The following is a 16,688-nucleotide window of genomic DNA, read 5'->3' as shown; positions in this document are numbered from 1 at the left end:
TTTTTCGTGGTGATAATAATCACACCATTAGCTGAACGTGAACCATAAGCCGCAGCAGAAGTCGCATCTTTTAAAATATCATAGGATGCTATGTCGTTCGGATTTATATTACTTAAGCTTCCCATGAATATGACTCCATCTACCACGATTAAAGGATCATTGGAACCGGAAATGGATTTCTGACCTCTCAGCTGCATCGAAGGTTGGCCTCCGGCTGAATTGGTTGCTCCAATATCCAAACCGGCGACATTACCTTTGATGGATTCGAGTGCATTCAGATTAGATGTTAAAGCTATAGGAGAATTTTCCAGACGGATAGATGAAACCGATCCGGTAAAATCCTGACGTTTGACAGTACCGTAACCGATAACAACCACCTCATCCAAAGCTTTGGAATCTTCTCTCATTTTGATGGATATGTCTTGCTTGGAACCTATCGGCATGTCCTGTGTATCATAGCCTATATAGGATATCTGTAATAAAGCATCCGGATCGATCTGGAGCGAGAACTTTCCTTCAATATCAGTCATGGTACCGTTTGCTGTTCCCTTTTCTACCACATTTGCACCGATAATGGGCTCACCCCGTTCATCTGTTACAGAGCCTGTAATTTGTCTTCTCGGCTTTTTGATTAGTCTTGTAATTAGAATGGAGCGTCCGGAGGTAGAATACTGCAGCCCCCTGGGAGGTAATACCTCTTCTAAAATTGAAGTAACCGGACGTTGGATCGCATGGATTGAAATGTCCGCTTTCCCTTCTACAACTATATCCCGGTACGAGAAAGTATAAGGGGTTTGTTTTTCAATGGCTTCAAAAAATTGCTTTAATGTCGCGTCTTTGACGGAAACTGTGACTGGGTTTGTTTGTGAGAAGATTGAAAATGGCATAAGTAACGCAAAAAGTAACATCATTATAAAGAGATTTGCTTTTTTCTCTTTATCTTTACCTACCAAAGGGTTTTGTTTCTTTTGATAATGGTTAAACATGTTTTTTAGAATATTAGGTTGATACATAAGATTATTTGTTTTACGGAATTCACCGCAAAAAATTAAGAAGTGTTGACCTTTGGAACCGAAGAATGGCCAGATTCTTCGGTTCTTTCAATTTTAATCAGGATGTGTTTGGTTGCATAGTCTTTAATTTAAGGTTATTATTACTACTGCTTCAACCCTTCGCTATCGGCGGGGAGAAGTAATATAGATATGATCTCCTACGATTTTATATTGGAATGAATAATGGGCCCGCAGGATTTTCATTATATCTGAAATGTATTCGCTGTCAAAAGTCCCTGTAAAGACATCATCTTCTATATTCTTATTATCCAGATGAATGGTCACGCCATACTGTCGCTCCAGTTTATAGAGTATATCCCTTAATGGTACGGAACGAAAAACCAAAGCTCCTCTTAACCAAGCCGTCTCTATGCGCTTGTCCGTTTTTTCCACTCTCAGATCTCCTGACGCTATATGATATAATGCTTTTTCATCCGGATTTAAATAGGCTACACGGACGGGAAACGTATGGGTCATTATTTTTACTTTTCCGGTAATTAAAGTGGTCTCTACGATCTGTTCTTCTTCATAGGCATAAATATTGAAAGAGGTGCCGAGCACTTCAATATCCAAGTATTGGGTTTGTACGATGAAAGGAATATGCGGATCCTTTTTAACTTCGAAAAACCCTTCTCCTTTCATCGCTACTTTGCGAACGCTGTCTCCATAGTTAAGCTTATATTGTAACATGGATGCCGCATTTAAACGAACTTGTGAACCGTCCGGCAAGGTTACCCTCACTTTTTGACCTCTTTCGGATCGTACCGTCATTTCGCGCTCCCCGGCTTTTTCATACTGCTTTTTCTCTTTAAGTAAAAAGAGAGAAGTCACCGAAAGAAAAGAAATAAGGAGTGCTGCCGCAATACCTAACGCATAAGAAACTTTTCTGCGAATCTCCAAGCGGATCCGCTGCTTCCTGGTTCTGGATTTTATCTGTCTGAAGATGTCGTCCATCAGGGTATTTTCGGGTAGTTTGGCTGGTTTATATTCGTTCCATAAACGGTGCACATGGACTGATAGTTCTTCATCATCCGAGAGATTTACCAAGGTCCTGAGTTTAAGTAATTCTTCCTTCGTGATCGTTTCTGAAACATAACGTACTAATAACTTATATAGAGGTTGTTTTTCAAGCATGCATCCTGAGTTTGTAAGTTATACACTATTCATGCCTGAATATAACATTCCTTTTTGAGTGTTATAAAACATATAGAAGAAACTTCTCAGAAGAATATAAAGAAGAGAGATAGATATTGGCTCATTTCTTTTCGTAGGATTTGCATAGCCATGGATATCTGGTTTCGAACGGATTGTTCGGAAATGGAAGTTTTCTCAACTATTTCTGAGATGGATAATCCCCGTTCCTTATTCAATTCAAACAGTTCGCGTTGGCGGGGAGTTAATTGTTTTTTCGCTTCTGATAGTTGGCGGTTAAATTCATCAATGGAGATTTTCTGCTCCGCATTGTTTTCTACCTGAAGGTTTTCTTGGGCATCGGTATGTTCATCCAGCGGCAGGGTGCGATTTACCTCTTTTCTAAATTCATTCAATAATTTATTTTTGGCAATGGTAAACAGATAAGACTGGAAAGATTGTTCGGGATCAAGGAAGGAACGATGTTCCCAGACCTTGATAAATGTTTCCTGGACGATGTCCTTCGCAAGCGGTTCGGCATGCGTAAGACTGAATATGAAAGCATACAAACGGGAAGAATAGAGTTCATATAAACAGGTAAAGTCATGATATGATCCCTTTATTAAACCCTCTATGTATTCTTTCTCATTAGGCATTTGCTGATCCAAGTGTTGTTAAATGCAAATATAATATATTTCGGATGATTATAGTTGAATACGGTTTACCAAATATTTGCTATCTTTAGAAGTGAGATAAAAAGATGTATAGTTGAATATTATAAATAATTTTAGGCCTGTATGTGAATCTGGCATCAAGCACGGAATGCTGTATGAATAAAAGGGACCTTACAAATGAGCGGCAAAAAATATGCGGAATACTTTAAATTAGGGCGATTATGAATAAATTTATTTTTATTACAGTTTTAGTTGTAATAGTTGTGTGTACCGGTTGTGCTAAAGATGAGCAGGAAGAAGAAACTTTTGTGGGAATAGAAAATATTTCGTTTGAAAATTATCCGAAAGTAGATGGTTCGACCTCTTCAAGTGTACTTAATGTGATGGTTGCCTGTAAACTGCTGGGTGTCCCTTGTAGATGGATTGAACCAGGAATTGTTACTGAATGGACTTTGCATCCTAAATATGAAGAACTCCCCGAACAGTATAAAAACTTTTTTTGGCAACATGTTAAGAGTTCTCAAACGCATGGTGCATTTATGAATTTGATTGACGGAGACGCTGATGTTATCCTCACACACAGAACTATTTCGCCAGACGAAAAAAACCATGCCGATGCTGTCGGAGTTACGCTGATTGAAACGCCCATTGCATTAGACGCTTTTGTTTTTGTTGTTAATAAGAATAATCCTGTAAAATCGCTGACGGTCAATCAAGTTCAGAAAATATATACAGGAGAAATAATCAATTGGTCGCAAGTTGGCGGTAAAAACGCAAGTATAAAAGTATTTACACGTCCCCGCAATTCGGGCAGCGAGGAAGTGCTGAGAGAGTTAGTAATGGATGGTTTGGAACCGGCTGATTTTCCGGAAAGCGAAATAGGCGGAATGTCACAGGTTTTTGGTGAAATTCTGTATAACATGGATGCTATCTGTTATACTTTCAATAATTACAAAAATTTACAAGCCCGGGTACCCGACAGTGAAGTACCTAAAATTGCTATTAACGGTATTTTTCCTGATGAGAAAACGGTTAAAAACGGAACATTTCCTTTTATATCGAAGGTACATGTTGCAATCCGTTCCGATTTAGACCATCATTCGATGGCTTACAAACTATACGAATGGTTGCAATCAGAAAATGCCAAATCAACTATTATAGAATGTGGTTTTCTGCCAAAATAATATCAATCATGACAATTGCAATAATAAATCAACTCGCCTTGACAAACTTATATCAACAAATAAAGCATAGATGGGGAGGATCGCTCCGTTTAAGCCTCGTTCTCAAATTGATAAAGTTGGTCAATCAGCTCCTGGGAGGAGCGGTAGATAGGCATGTCCGGAGTCGTGTAATCCGCGGCGGTACGGATATCGGAGGTGAAATATTATTGAAAAACATCTTAATTATTTTATAAAAAGCCACAAAACGTATATTTATTCAAAATAAACCCCTATATTTGCAACATAAATGAATATTTATACAGTATGAACATAAAAGAACAACGTCTGACAGCAATCTGCGAAATTGTACGCTCCGATTCAATCCGAAGCCAAGAAGATTTACAGCAAAAACTGAAGGAGAGAGGCCTTAATGCAACGCAGGCCACTTTGTCAAGGGATATCAAACAATTGAAGATTGTAAAGATCCATGATACGGACGACCAATATATTTATACTTTACCGGAAACGAAGCCGGCGCTCCTACCCGAGGAACTAACAGCGGCAGAGCATCAGAAGATAGAATTCTCGGGAAATTTAGCGGTACTGAAAACCCGTCCGGGATATGCCATGGGCATCGCATCCGACATTGACCAACATGCCCCGGCAGAAATACTGGGCACCATTGCCGGCGACGATACGATACTGATCATCCCAAGGGAAGGCTATAGCCGGGAGAGCATTGCAGCCGCCCTGGAACGGTTTATTGATTGACTTACATAAGATTGTTTTTTTTTAGATTTTAAGGCAAGATGAAAGAAAAAGTAGATATTGATGTGATGGTGGCAGACGAAAGCCACGAGAAATATGTGGACACCATCCTTGACACCATCGAGGCCGCAGCCAAAGTGCGCGGTACCGGCATAGCCAAACGTACGCACGAATATGTGGCGCAGAAAATGAGAGAAGGAAAAGTTGTGATCGCCCTCGCCGGGGAGGAATTCGCCGGCTTCAGTTATATTGAATCGTGGGGAAACAAACAATATGTAGCTACGTCCGGTTTGATCGTTGCAGATAAATTCAGGAACCAGGGGCTGGCAAAAAGGATCAAACACGCGACTTTCAGCCTTGCACGAATCCGTTGGCCAAAAGCGAAACTGTTCAGCCTGACTTCCGGTAGCGCCGTGATGAAGATGAATACGGAGTTGGGTTATGTACCGGTTACCTTTGCCGACCTGACCGACGACGACGCTTTTTGGCGGGGATGCGAAGGATGCGTCAATCACGATGTACTAACGCGGACAAATCGCCGTTATTGTATATGTACAGCCATGCTTTTCGATCCATCCGATCCGCGTTGCCAGATTCTCGAAGAGACCTACGAGTCGCTCCGCCAACGCATCAAGGAGAAGGAAAAGGAACAGAACGCCTCGGTACAGGAACCGGTAGAACCGGAACCGGCCTCCGTAAAAAAAGAACCGGAACCGGAGAAACAAGAACAGAAGAAAGAAAATAATCAATTAATATCACAAGAATGAAAAAGAAAGTAGTATTGGCGTTCAGCGGAGGATTGGATACCTCTTTTTGCGCCATGTATCTGACAAAGGAGAAAGATTACGAAGTATACACAGCCTTGGCCAATACCGGAGGATTTAGCGAGGCGGAATGCAAAGCTATCGAAGAAAGAGCATACAAACTGGGAGTGGCCCAACACATTACTTTAAATGTGGAAAAAGAATACTACGAAAAAAGTATCAAATACATGGTCTTCGGCAACGTATTGCGCAACGGGACCTATCCTATTTCGGTCAGCTCCGAACGGATTTTCCAAGCGTTGGCCATCATTCAATACGCAAAGGAAATCAAGGCCGATGCCGTAGCGCACGGAAGTACGGGCGCGGGGAACGACCAGGTACGCTTCGATTTGACATTCAACGTACTGGCTCCTGAGATAGAGATCATTACTCCTACCCGGGATATGAACCTAAGTCGCGAATACGAAATCAACTACCTGAAACAACACGGTTATGAGGCCGATTTTGTAAAGATGGAGTATTCCATCAATAAAGGGCTTTGGGGAACGAGCGTCGGCGGTAAAGAGACGCTTCACTCCGACCAGACCTTGCCGGATGAGGCATATCCTTCCCAGTTGCAAGCCACCGGTGAAGAGAAACTTACCATTGAATTTGATAAAGGAGAAATCAGCGGAGTAAACGGTATTGCATATGATAATAAGGTAGACGCCATCCGTAAAGTAGAAGAAATCGGGAGCCGTTGGGCCATCGGGCGGGACATGCATATCGGTGATACGATTATTGGAATTAAAGGGCGTGTAGGCTTCGAAGCAGCCGGCCCCCTCTTGATCATCAACGCCCATAAAATGTTGGAGAAACATACCCTGACCAAATGGCAGCAGTACTGGAAAGACCAAATAGGCAACTGGTACGGCATGTTCCTGCATGAAGCCGAATATCTGGAACCGGTAATGCGCGATATGGAAGTTTTCCTGCAGAGCACGCAGAAGCAGGTAAGCGGAAAGGTATTCCTCACCCTCCGCCCCTACGGCTATACGTTGGTCGGCATCGAAAGCAAGCACGACCTGATGAAGAGCGACTTCGGCGTATACGGAGAAGAACAGAAGGCCTGGACGGCAGACGACGTGAAAGGTTTCACCAAGATACTGGGCAATCAAATGAAGATCTATTATAACGTCAACAAGGAAGATACAATATGATTAAAGTAGGAATCATAGGAGGTGCGGGATATACGGCAGGCGAACTAATTCGCCTGCTGATCAACCATCCGGATGTGAAGATTATCTTCGTGAACAGTTCAAGCAATGCGGGAAACAAGATCACGGATGTCCATGAAGGACTTTATGGAGAAACGGACCTTACATTCACAGACGAATTGCCCTTGGAAAAGATCGATCTTCTCTTTTTCTGTACCGCTCACGGCGACACACGCCAGTTCCTCGATACGCACACTATCCCTGATTCATTGAAAATCATCGATCTCAGTATGGACTACCGTATTGAAAGTCCCGAAAATGACTTTGTTTACGGCTTGCCGGAATTGAATCGGCGACGAATTTGCGCCGCTAAAAAGGTGGCTAACCCGGGATGCTTTGCAACTTGTATCCAGTTGGCGGTTCTGCCGTTGGCAAAACATCTGTTGCTGAATGATGAACTGCATGTCAATGCAATCACCGGTTCGACCGGAGCAGGCGTAAAGCCGTCGGCGACGTCACATTTTAGCTGGCGTAATGACAATATTTCCATTTACAAGCCGTTCACGCATCAACATTTGGGGGAAATCAAACAAAGCCTCAGGCAGTTGCAGAACAGCTTTCAGAGTGAGATTAATTTTATTCCGGTAAGAGGTAATTTCTCCCGTGGGATTTTTGCGACAACGTATATCCATTGTAAGGTGGAACTCGACGAAATCAAAAAGATCTACGAAGAATATTATTCGGATCATTCCTTCACCTTCCTGACGGATCGCAACCCCGATTTAAAGCAGGTTGTCAATACAAACAAGTGTTTGCTCTATCTGGAGAAGCATGACGATAAGCTTTTAATTGTTTCGGTAATCGACAATTTGCTGAAAGGAGCCAGCGGACAGGCAGTCCATAATATGAATCTGCTTTTCGGATTGGAAGAAACGGTCGGACTCCGCCTCAAGCCATCGGCTTTTTAAAAAATAAACACATGAATTTATTTGACGTCTATCCACTTTTCAATATCGAAATAGTCAAAGGCCTCGGAGCCCATGTCTGGGATACCGAAGGAAACAAATACCTGGATCTCTACGGAGGTCATGCCGTGATTTCGGTGGGACATAGCCATCCGGACTATGTGGCCGCCATCACCTCCCAGGTAAATCAATTGGGGTTCTATTCCAACTCCGTAGTCAATAGCCTGCAAAAGAAACTGGCGAAGAAACTGGGAGAAGCCAGCGGATATGAAGATTATTCGCTTTTCCTTATCAATTCCGGTGCTGAAGCGAATGAAAATGCGCTGAAGCTTGCGTCTTTCCATAACGGGAAAAAACGGGTGTTAAGCTTTCAGCACGCTTTTCACGGCCGTACCTCGGCAGCCGTACGGGTAACCGATAATCCGAAAATTATCGCTCCGGTAAATGAAAGCATGGCGGTCACTTATCTTCCGCTGAATGACACCGCTGCAGCGGAAGCAGAACTGAAGAAAGGGGATGTCTCTTCGGTCATTATCGAAGGGATCCAGGGCGTTTCCGGCATTCATGTCCCCGATGACTGTTTCCTGCAAGAGTTAAGCGCATTATGCGAACGATACGAAGCCTGCCTGATCCTGGATGAGATCCAGTCTGGTTACGGGCGGAGCGGAAAGTTCTTCGCCCACCAATACGCCGGTATCCGTCCGGATCTGATTACTGTCGCCAAGGGAATAGCCAATGGCTTCCCTATGAGCGGGCTGCTGATTCATCCGAAATTCAAGCCGGTCTATGGGATGCTGGGCACCACTTTTGGAGGAAATCATCTGGCTTGTGCCGCTGCCATTTCCGTATTGGAGATCATGGAAAAAGAAAAGTTGCTCGAAAATGTGAACAAGGTAGGCTCCTACTTATGGGACGCCCTTCATCAACTGCCGGGTATCAAGGAAATCCGCGGACGAGGGCTAATGATTGGCATTGAATTTGAAGAGCCGATCCAGGAGATTCGCTCCAAACTTCTTTTAGAGGAAAAAGTTTTTACAGGAGTAGCCGGCGCATATACGCTCCGTCTTCTGCCTCCGCTCTGCCTGACTTTGGAAGAAGCGAAAGACTTCATCACCCGCTTCAAGAAGATTTTGGGAACATAATCAATTCCTGGGCCAAAAGTCGAAGTAAGCCGGCAAAATCCGGAATATCAATAAAAAGGGAATCAGTCCTTTACGGATGATTCCCTTTTTTCATTTATGTAATAGGTAGATTATTCTATTCCACCGCCTAAAGCGCGATACAGATTCACTCCGTATTGCAATTGCTCCAGTTTATCATTGACCTGGCCCAAGCGAGCTTGCAAATAACTCTGCTCCGCCTGAATCACTTCCAGATAATTGGCTTCATTGGCAATTAAAAGTTTCTTTGTATAATCAACCGATTTAGACAAGGAAGTTACTTGCTTGGTACGGATTTCATTCTTGCTTACAGATGCTTTAAAGCCGAACATGATATCCGAAACTTCTTTTCCCGCAGTCAGAATCGTACTTTGGAAATTGTATAAAGCTTCCTGTTGTTGCGCTTTCGCGATCTTAAGGTTAGCCGTAAGTTTATTCTGGGCAAAAAGAGGTTGCGTAATGCTCCCGAGAATATTCAGAATAAGATTTTCCGGATTAAATCCACCCACAAACCCGAAGTTCGTCCCCGTATTCAGAGTGACCTGCGGATAAAAACTGGCCCGGGCCGCATTCGTTAATTCGAAAGCCGAGCGGAAAGCAAGTTCCGCTTGCAGTACATCCGGACGTTTTGCCAACATCTGTACCGGGACTCCATGCGCCAATTCATCCGGCACATGTTGTGCTTCGATCGATTGACGGGCAATTGGCCCGGGTTTACGTCCCAACATAACGGACAAAGTATTTTCCAACTGACGGATTTGATCTTCCAAATCAGGGATAGTAATCTGCGTATCGTAAAGTAAAGCGTAACTTTGTTCTACGGCCGCTGCATTTTGAAATCCGGCCTCTTTCAAAGCTTGCATCGTACGGGCCGATTCTTCCAGCAAACCGACAGTCTCTTTCACCACTCTCAACTGTTCATCCAATGCCAACAAGGAATAATAAGATGTAGCAATGTTGGCAATCAATGAAGTCTGTATCAAATTACGATAGGTATGAGAAGCTAAAAATTGTGCATATTGTGCCCGGTGCTGGCGATTGAGTTTTCCCCAAAGGTCCGCTTCCCAGGTTACAACTACGCCTAATCCATAAATATCCGTTGTATGATAGCCGAGTACATCCTTTCCTCTACTGCCGCTACTTAACCATCCCTGCTGGGTTTGTCCGGATAAAGCGATGTTGGGAAAATAAGAAGCACGCGCCATACTTAAGTTGGCTTCCGCCTGTTGAATACGCGTATAGGCAATACGAAGGTCAAAATTGGATTGCAGCCCTTCTTCAATCAATAGCTGCAGTTGAGGATCTCTAAAATATTCGCGCCAGGGGATCGAGGCAATGGTAGTCGTATCCGTCGGCTCTTCCTCTCTGTACAAGCCCGTCATGTCTACCTCCGGCGATTTATATTTGTTCACTATCTGACAGGAACTCAATCCTACTAAAGCAACCAGCCCCAATAGAAGGATTCCCTTATAATGTTTTTTTATCTGTATCATTCCTTTTTAGTTTTACGTGTAATCACTTCATCATTCGTATTGATCAATCCGGAACTGCTAAACTTATCCTGAAGCATTTGGAAGATGATATAGAGAGACGGAACGACCAGAATTCCAATCATCGTACCGACTAGCATACCTCCGATAGCACTGATACCAATAGACTTATTACCAATTGCACCGGCACCAGAGGCTAAGGCCAATGGCAACAATCCGAAGATAAAAGCAAAAGAGGTCATCAATATAGGACGTAAACGGGCAACAGCTCCATTTACTGCAGCTTCAACAATACTCATCCCCTGTTGTCGCCTTTGTATTGCATACTCTACTATCAAAATCGCATTTTTAGCAAGCAATCCGATCAACATGATCATTGAGATCTGCACATAAATATTGTTTACAATACCACGCGACAGTCCGAAGAGACCTATAAAGATAAAAACACCAGCTAAGCCCACCGGCAAAGAGAATATTACAGCAAGCGGTATTATATAGCTTTCATATAAAGCGGCAAGCAGAAGATAGATGAAAATTAAACAAAGAGCAAAGATCAGGAGGGTTTGGCTGCCACTCGTTACTTCTTCGCGGGTCATACCGGAATATTCATACCCGTATCCAGCAGGAAGCGATTCCGATGCAATTTCTTCAATAACTTTAATCGCATCTCCCGTACTGTATCCTTTATAAAAATTGGGTATAATAGTTATATCCATTGACGAATACATATTAAACCGGTTTAACATCTGAGGGCCCGACACGTCTGTAATAGTGATAAATTCAGTAATAGGAGCCATTTCCCCGCTTCCTGTCTGCACATAAATACCATCCAAGTCTTCTATTTTTTCACGATACTCGGGAGCCGCTTGTACCATTACCCGAAATTGCTTCCCATAGAGATTAAAGTTAGAAATATACATACTTCCCACATAGGCCTGCAATGTCGACATAACGGAAGATAGCGTCATTCCCGCCTCTTTAATCTTCGGAACATTAGCCTCCAACAGCTTCTGAGGAAAGTTAGGATTAAAAGTCGTCATCGCCATCATTACTTCATCTCTGGCTTTGATTTTATTCAGGAAGTCTGTCGTTATATTATAAAATTTATTGATATCTCCACCGGTTTTATCCTGCATCTGCATTTCCACACCACTACTAAGACCGAAGCCTTGTAAAGTAGGTGTTCCGAAAAACATAAAAGTTGCATTTTGAATCGTTTTAGTCTTCGCAGTCAAAATTGCAGCAACCTCGGCTGCCGTTTTTTTCCTTTGCTCCCAAGGTTCCAACTTCAAAATATAAGTGGCATACGAACTACTCAAGACTCCCCCTCCCATGAAGTTAACTCCGGTAATATTCATCCGATGAGCCAATTCAGGTACATTCTCGTCTATAATCTTATTCAGGGCCTGTACCATTGAGTCTGTCCGTTCCAATGATGTTCCGGGAGGCATTGTAACGAATGCCATCACACCGCCACTATCTTCCTGAGGAACAAAGCCGGTAGGAATCAATTTCATCAATCCGAATAAAATAAGAGAAGAAACTAAAATAATGGCGACCGTAATCCAACGATGTCCTTTTTTCCCCAGAAAATGAAGAGACTTCTTATATTGTTGGGTGGCAGCGCTGAATGTGATGTTAAAACTATAATAAAATCGTTTCAGATAATTCTTCTTTTTCCCTTTTTCTTCCTCTTCCTTGGGTTTGAGGAATAATGCACAAAGGGCCGGACTTAACGTTAAAGCATTGACCGCCGAAATAATGATGGAAATTGCCAGCGTCAAACCGAATTGTTTATAGAAAACGCCACTGGTTCCGCCGATAAAACTGACAGGAATGAATACGGCAGACATAACCAATGTGATTGCCACAATAGCGGGAGCAATTTCCTTCATTGCCTTCAAAGCCGCTTCTTTCGGATCTTTTTCTCCGGCATCTAACTGGGCATGAGCTGCTTCCACAACCACGATCGCATCATCCACAACAATACCGATTGCAAGCACTAACGCAAAAAGAGTAAGCAAGTTAACCGAGAATCCAAATAGCTGGAGGAAAAAGAAGGTTCCGATGATAGCAACCGGAACTGCAATAGCCGGAATCAAGGTAGAACGAAAATCCTGTAAGAAAATGAAGACTACCAAAAAAACCAGCAATAAAGCCTCTATCAAAGTATGTACAACCTTATTAATGGAAGCATCCAAGAATTCGTTTGCATCCATCATGAATGTAGCTTTCATTCCCGGAGGAAAACTTTTCGAGGCTTCTTCTACAACGGCCTTTACATTATTGATAACTTGCTGGGCATTGGATCCGGCTGTTTGATTAATTCCGACAGCGATAGATTCTTTTCCATCCATATTCGAAATGACGGAGTAGTTTAACGCTCCAAGCTTGACGTCCGCAATATCTCTTACACGTAGAATTTGCCCATTCTGGGAACGAATAATAATATTACCGAATTCCTCGGCCGTTTTTAACCGACCGGTATACTTCATTGTATACTGGAACGTCTGATCCGAATTCTGTCCTATTTCACCAGGAGCCGCCTCTATATTTTGATCGTTGAGGGCGTTCACTACTTCAGTCGGAGAAATTTTATAGCTCGCCATCACATCCGGCCTAAACCATACGCGCATAGAATAGTCTTTGGCCCCAAATACATTCGCGTCTCCTACGCCATACACACGTTTAATCTGGGGAAGAATATTAATATTTGCATAGTTTTGAATAAAATTGGCATCATATTCCGGATTATCCGATGTGAGACTTACCATCATAATCGTACTCGCTTGTCGCTTACGTACAGTAACTCCGCTTCGTGTCACTTCGGTAGGGAGCAAAGGATTTGCCGTGGCCACCAGATTCTGGACCTTCACCGCTGCAATATCCGGATCCGTACCTTTTTGGAAATAGACCGTGATATTCGCCATTCCGTTGTTTGAAGCGCTGGAGGTCATATATGTCATTCCTTCAACCCCATTAACCTGTTCTTCTATCGGAATAACCACACTGTTCATGACTACATCCGCATTTGCACCGCTATATGAGGCGGAGATCGACACTGTCGGAGGAGCAATATCCGGATATTGTTCTACCGGCAAAGTAGCTAAACCTATAATCCCCAATACCACAATTAAAATGGATATTACGGTAGATAATACAGGCCTTTCTATAAATGTTTTTAACATTGATTTCTCTTTTAAGTTTTACGAAAAATATTATTCTACTGCAATTTTCTGCCCATTCTTTAAGGTAATGGCACCGTCTGTAACGATCCGGTCACCTGCAGAAAGTCCTTCCGTAATGACATAGCGTTTTCCGTCCGGCATAGGAAGCACCTCGATTGTTTTCTGCACTACGGAATCCCCCTGTACTTTAAACACCAGATATTTGTTCTGAAGTTGAGTCGTACTTTTCTGAGGAATAACCAAAACGCTGTCCATATGCTGCGGAATCACGATTCTTCCACTCGTTCCACTGCGAAGAAGGCCGTGTTCATTAGGAAATTGGGCCCTGAAATTAGCTGAACCGGTCGTTACGTTTACAACTCCGGAAATTGTTTCGATCTTTCCTTTTGCTTCATATTCGCTTCCGTCGGCAAGAATAAGGCTGACAGGAGGTAGTTGCTTGATTTTCTCCGCCTGTGTCGTTCCCGGCAATCCCTTCAACCAATTCATCAGGGTTTTCTCATTCATGGAGAAATAGGCATAAACATCCCCGATATTAGCCACGGTAGTCAAGATATTTGCCGAGTTGACCAGACTTCCCAAACGGTAGGTAATGGTACCGACAACTCCGTCGACCGGACTCGTCACAGTTGCCCAAGACAAGGTTGCCCTGGCATTTGCCAATGCAGCATCGGTCTGTGCCTTGGCGGCCAATGCCGATTTATAAGCATTCTCATAAGTCTGTAACTGTACCTGGCTAACAATACCTTCTTCTGCTAACGGTCTGATCCGGTCTACGTTCAGTTTAGCAGTATTGACGGAAGCCTGGGCGCTTTCCACAGCAGCCTTGGCCGTATTATAGTCTTGTTCCGACTTCGGTGAATTGATTTTGAATAGGGCTTGTCCTTTCCTGACAACAGATCCCTCATCCACATAAATAGCATCGATAAACCCATCTACGCGGGGGCTTATCTCAACATCCTCTCTACCTCTGATTGTCACAGGGAAAATTTGCTGCAACTCAGCACTTTGGGCAGATAACACCTCTGTAGGATATTTCTGAGGCGGAGTCTCCGCTGATTCTTGCTTTCTTCCACAAGAATTCATCAACAGAAGCGATAATGCACCTGTTACACCTAACGTAATCACTTTTACATTCATAACTAACACCTAAGTTTAATTGTTATTTCTTTCCAATCGTTCAAATATATCCAATAATAATTTCATATCCGAAATTATTTGATCCCTATCAAATTCTTTATAAATAAAATCTTGTATGCTTTCCGCCTTCAGATATGCCTTTTTCAAGATCTCTTCACCGCTAGCCGTCAGTTCGATAATCCGGGCACGTGTATCGACTTCACTATATTTCCTAAGGATTAATTTTTTCTTTTCCAGATTTCGCAAAATAGTGGAGGTCGTCATCGGGTCAATATGAATTAGTTGGGAAATATCAATTTGCTTAATTTCTTTCTTCTCCAGCGATAAGGTATGAACAGCTCCCAACATTTCAACTTGCGGACCGGTTAAATCGAATTCATTCAGCATTTTCTGTTTCACTCGTCCCCAAGACTTAGATATAACCCAAATAAGATAATTGAAATTATCTTTACAAGCGAACTTCATTTGCTCTTCATTCATATAAACACAATTATGGCTGCAAATATAATAAGTATACATACAATAAACGGGTTATCCCCGCCAAACTTTATTATAATTAACAAACACTGCCTTTCCGTAACCCAATTATTCAAACTATAACATATTTTCTCCATAGGGCCATAACAAAAAACGGATAGATTTTATCTACCCGTTCTCCACTATCTTTCTTTTATTTAATTTATTACAATCCTAATTTAGCCCTTATTGCCTTAGGAACGGCATCTTTGTGCACGACAATATTCATGGTCTTATAAGCGACAAACGCTTCGGATGCATACCATAGGCCTTTGTATTTGCTATCGGTGCCCCACGAATTCTTTACCATATAGAACTTACGTCCGTTCTGGTCTTTGGCGATGCCGTATATCAACATGCCATGATCGTCCGTCGTTTGGTAATTGTCATACCCCTTCTGACGTAGTTCCTGTGTAACCTCCACTTCCTTCACACCCGGTTTCCCTACCAGTTTCTTTATCTCAGCTTCTTTTTCCGCTTTGCTCAAGCCTACCCATCGCGCCTGATCGGAACCTGAAGTTTCCAATGATTCGATGTCGGCCGCCACAGCAATACCGTTACGCGTAAATCCTTTTTCACTCACATCCGCTCCCCAGGCTATAGTGTAACCGGTATTGATCGCATTATCAAAGACTTGAATCAGTTCATCCAGTGGTAAATTATATGAGGAAGACCACCGCCAGTTATCCGGTATTTCCAAATTGAATGAAGAATAGAAAGGCTCGTGCGTATAGGAAGTTAACGATATATAATCATCAAAATTCAATCCAAGAGACTCTCCAAAACTCTTCGGCGTATATTCCTTACCTTTATAGCTAAACTTTTCGGGGATGACGCCCAGATAATTGTCGATAACTCCGTCAAAACCTTTTTTCCAAACGGGAGTCAGCTTTTCTTCACTATTTTCAACGACAGCTTTCACATAACCGGTTGCCACCTTTTCCAATTCTCCATGTACATGTTGGTCATCATATAATAAACCGGTATACGCTTCTCTCGGAACAGCTCCATAATGCTTAAAGGCGTAAATCACATCGGAAAATGCGCCGCCTTGGGCAAAATTCAGGAATCCATGTAGCCGTACGTATTTTTCCGCCTTATCTTTATAAGAATGATTGACAATAAACATTTCCGACAAATCATACGTCCCCTTGCCTGTTCTCAGCAATTCGGCCTCAATAAAACCCACACCGGAGAACGACCAGCACGTACCTGTCCTGTTCTGATTCTTTACCGGTGTAATTTTCAACTCCTTCACTGGTGTAAAAACATACTCCGCATTATCCTGGGCGAAAACAGTAGTTAGTAGAAAGACCGACAACAGCCCTACCATGACAACCTTTTTAACCATATTGTATCTTTTATTTGTTATTTTATACGCAAATATAGAAATTCCCCATCGAATAAAAAACCTTTCCCGTCATCTATCACCAGCGATTGGACAAGAATGCTTAAAATAATGGTCTTCTTACCCTAATATC

At 42.6% G+C, this 16,688-nt stretch carries 14 protein-coding genes and 1 pseudogene; 7 read left to right on the top strand and 8 right to left on the bottom strand.

The features are described 5' to 3' along the window. The 3 genes from BQ8014_RS07350 to BQ8014_RS07340 all read right to left on the bottom strand — a co-directional run. The coding region (locus tag BQ8014_RS07350) for a carboxypeptidase-like regulatory domain-containing protein (RefSeq protein ID WP_234998004.1) at positions 1 to 1,013 on the bottom strand (1,013 nt) is incomplete at its 3' end. A gap of 162 nt (positions 1,014 to 1,175) precedes the next feature. After that, a complete protein-coding gene (locus BQ8014_RS07345; RefSeq protein ID WP_080903809.1) occupies positions 1,176 to 2,186 on the bottom strand; it encodes a FecR family protein in 1,011 nt (336 codons plus the stop codon). A gap of 86 nt (positions 2,187 to 2,272) precedes the next feature. Next, on the bottom strand, positions 2,273 to 2,839 hold the full coding sequence (locus tag BQ8014_RS07340) for an RNA polymerase sigma factor (protein ID WP_080903808.1): 567 nt from the start codon (positions 2,837 to 2,839) through the stop codon (positions 2,273 to 2,275). Positions 2,840 to 3,078: 239 nt separating this feature from the next. Between BQ8014_RS07340 and BQ8014_RS07335 the strand changes: the two genes are divergently transcribed. The 7 genes and pseudogenes from BQ8014_RS07335 (at position 3,079) to BQ8014_RS07305 (ending at position 8,855) form a co-directional block, all read left to right on the top strand. Continuing rightward, on the top strand, positions 3,079 to 4,041 hold the full coding sequence (locus BQ8014_RS07335; RefSeq protein WP_080903807.1) for a PstS family phosphate ABC transporter substrate-binding protein: 963 nt from the start codon (positions 3,079 to 3,081) through the stop codon (positions 4,039 to 4,041). 8 nt (positions 4,042 to 4,049) lie between these two features. Beyond that, entirely contained in the window at positions 4,050 to 4,274 is a 225-nt protein-coding gene (locus BQ8014_RS07330; protein ID WP_080903806.1) for a hypothetical protein, read from the top strand. Between the two features lie 70 nt (positions 4,275 to 4,344). Next, positions 4,345 to 4,791, top strand: a complete 447-nt coding sequence (gene argR, locus BQ8014_RS07325; protein WP_080903805.1) for an arginine repressor — start codon at positions 4,345 to 4,347, stop codon at positions 4,789 to 4,791. Positions 4,792 to 4,829: 38 nt separating this feature from the next. Continuing rightward, a pseudogene (locus BQ8014_RS07320) lies at positions 4,830 to 5,375 on the top strand (GNAT family N-acetyltransferase); the annotation flags it as partial. A gap of 176 nt (positions 5,376 to 5,551) precedes the next feature. Continuing rightward, positions 5,552 to 6,751: an argininosuccinate synthase gene (locus BQ8014_RS07315; protein ID WP_080903804.1), complete on the top strand. Its 1,200-nt coding sequence runs from the start codon at positions 5,552 to 5,554 to the stop codon at positions 6,749 to 6,751. Further along, entirely contained in the window at positions 6,748 to 7,716 is a 969-nt protein-coding gene (gene argC, locus BQ8014_RS07310) for an N-acetyl-gamma-glutamyl-phosphate reductase (RefSeq protein ID WP_080903803.1), read from the top strand. Before BQ8014_RS07315 ends, argC begins: the two co-directional genes overlap by 4 nt. Positions 7,717 to 7,727: 11 nt before the next feature. Continuing rightward, a complete protein-coding gene (locus BQ8014_RS07305; RefSeq protein ID WP_080903802.1) occupies positions 7,728 to 8,855 on the top strand; it encodes an aspartate aminotransferase family protein in 1,128 nt (375 codons plus the stop codon). A 110-nt stretch (positions 8,856 to 8,965) separates the two neighbouring features. On the opposite strand, the gene BQ8014_RS07300 is transcribed toward BQ8014_RS07305, so the two are convergent. The 5 genes from BQ8014_RS07300 to BQ8014_RS07280 form a co-directional block, all read right to left on the bottom strand. Then, complete coding sequence (locus tag BQ8014_RS07300) at positions 8,966 to 10,366, bottom strand: efflux transporter outer membrane subunit (RefSeq protein WP_080903801.1); 1,401 nt, start codon at positions 10,364 to 10,366, stop codon at positions 8,966 to 8,968. Next, on the bottom strand, positions 10,363 to 13,551 hold the full coding sequence (locus BQ8014_RS07295) for an efflux RND transporter permease subunit (RefSeq protein ID WP_080903800.1): 3,189 nt from the start codon (positions 13,549 to 13,551) through the stop codon (positions 10,363 to 10,365). Before BQ8014_RS07295 ends, BQ8014_RS07300 begins: the two co-directional genes overlap by 4 nt. Positions 13,552 to 13,581: 30 nt before the next feature. Then, the gene (locus BQ8014_RS07290; RefSeq protein ID WP_080903799.1) at positions 13,582 to 14,691 is read right to left on the bottom strand and encodes an efflux RND transporter periplasmic adaptor subunit; all 1,110 of its coding nucleotides are present in this window, start codon (positions 14,689 to 14,691) and stop codon (positions 13,582 to 13,584) included. Positions 14,692 to 14,706: 15 nt separating this feature from the next. Continuing rightward, positions 14,707 to 15,171 carry a MarR family winged helix-turn-helix transcriptional regulator gene (locus BQ8014_RS07285; protein ID WP_087880495.1) on the bottom strand — a complete coding sequence of 155 codons (465 nt, stop codon included), beginning with the start codon at positions 15,169 to 15,171 and terminating at the stop codon, positions 14,707 to 14,709. Positions 15,172 to 15,373: 202 nt separating this feature from the next. Then, on the bottom strand, positions 15,374 to 16,558 hold the full coding sequence (locus BQ8014_RS07280; RefSeq protein WP_080903797.1) for a C1 family peptidase: 1,185 nt from the start codon (positions 16,556 to 16,558) through the stop codon (positions 15,374 to 15,376). Positions 16,559 to 16,688: the final 130 nt, after the last annotated feature.

The sequence above is a fragment of the Parabacteroides sp. Marseille-P3160 genome (assembly GCF_900162725.1).
GTDB lineage: Bacteria > Bacteroidota > Bacteroidia > Bacteroidales > Tannerellaceae > Marseille-P3160.
This window is presented reverse-complemented; position numbering and strand designations above follow the sequence as displayed.

Excerpts from the sequence above, each read along its gene's own strand:
- BQ8014_RS07290 (WP_080903799.1), bottom strand. The coding sequence starts at position 14,691 with ATGAATGTAAAAGTGATTACGTTAGGTGTAACAGGTGCATTATCGCTT.
- argC (WP_080903803.1), top strand. The coding sequence starts at position 6,748 with ATGATTAAAGTAGGAATCATAGGAGGTGCGGGATATACGGCAGGCGAA.
- BQ8014_RS07330 (WP_080903806.1), top strand. The coding sequence starts at position 4,050 with ATGACAATTGCAATAATAAATCAACTCGCCTTGACAAACTTATATCAA.
- BQ8014_RS07295 (WP_080903800.1), bottom strand. The coding sequence starts at position 13,551 with ATGTTAAAAACATTTATAGAAAGGCCTGTATTATCTACCGTAATATCC.
- argR (WP_080903805.1), top strand. The coding sequence starts at position 4,345 with ATGAACATAAAAGAACAACGTCTGACAGCAATCTGCGAAATTGTACGC.
- BQ8014_RS07340 (WP_080903808.1), bottom strand. The coding sequence starts at position 2,839 with ATGCCTAATGAGAAAGAATACATAGAGGGTTTAATAAAGGGATCATAT.
- BQ8014_RS07315 (WP_080903804.1), top strand. The coding sequence starts at position 5,552 with ATGAAAAAGAAAGTAGTATTGGCGTTCAGCGGAGGATTGGATACCTCT.
- BQ8014_RS07300 (WP_080903801.1), bottom strand. The coding sequence starts at position 10,366 with ATGATACAGATAAAAAAACATTATAAGGGAATCCTTCTATTGGGGCTG.
- BQ8014_RS07345 (WP_080903809.1), bottom strand. The coding sequence starts at position 2,186 with ATGCTTGAAAAACAACCTCTATATAAGTTATTAGTACGTTATGTTTCA.
- BQ8014_RS07305 (WP_080903802.1), top strand. The coding sequence starts at position 7,728 with ATGAATTTATTTGACGTCTATCCACTTTTCAATATCGAAATAGTCAAA.
- BQ8014_RS07285 (WP_087880495.1), bottom strand. The coding sequence starts at position 15,171 with ATGAATGAAGAGCAAATGAAGTTCGCTTGTAAAGATAATTTCAATTAT.
- BQ8014_RS07335 (WP_080903807.1), top strand. The coding sequence starts at position 3,079 with ATGAATAAATTTATTTTTATTACAGTTTTAGTTGTAATAGTTGTGTGT.
- BQ8014_RS07280 (WP_080903797.1), bottom strand. The coding sequence starts at position 16,558 with ATGGTTAAAAAGGTTGTCATGGTAGGGCTGTTGTCGGTCTTTCTACTA.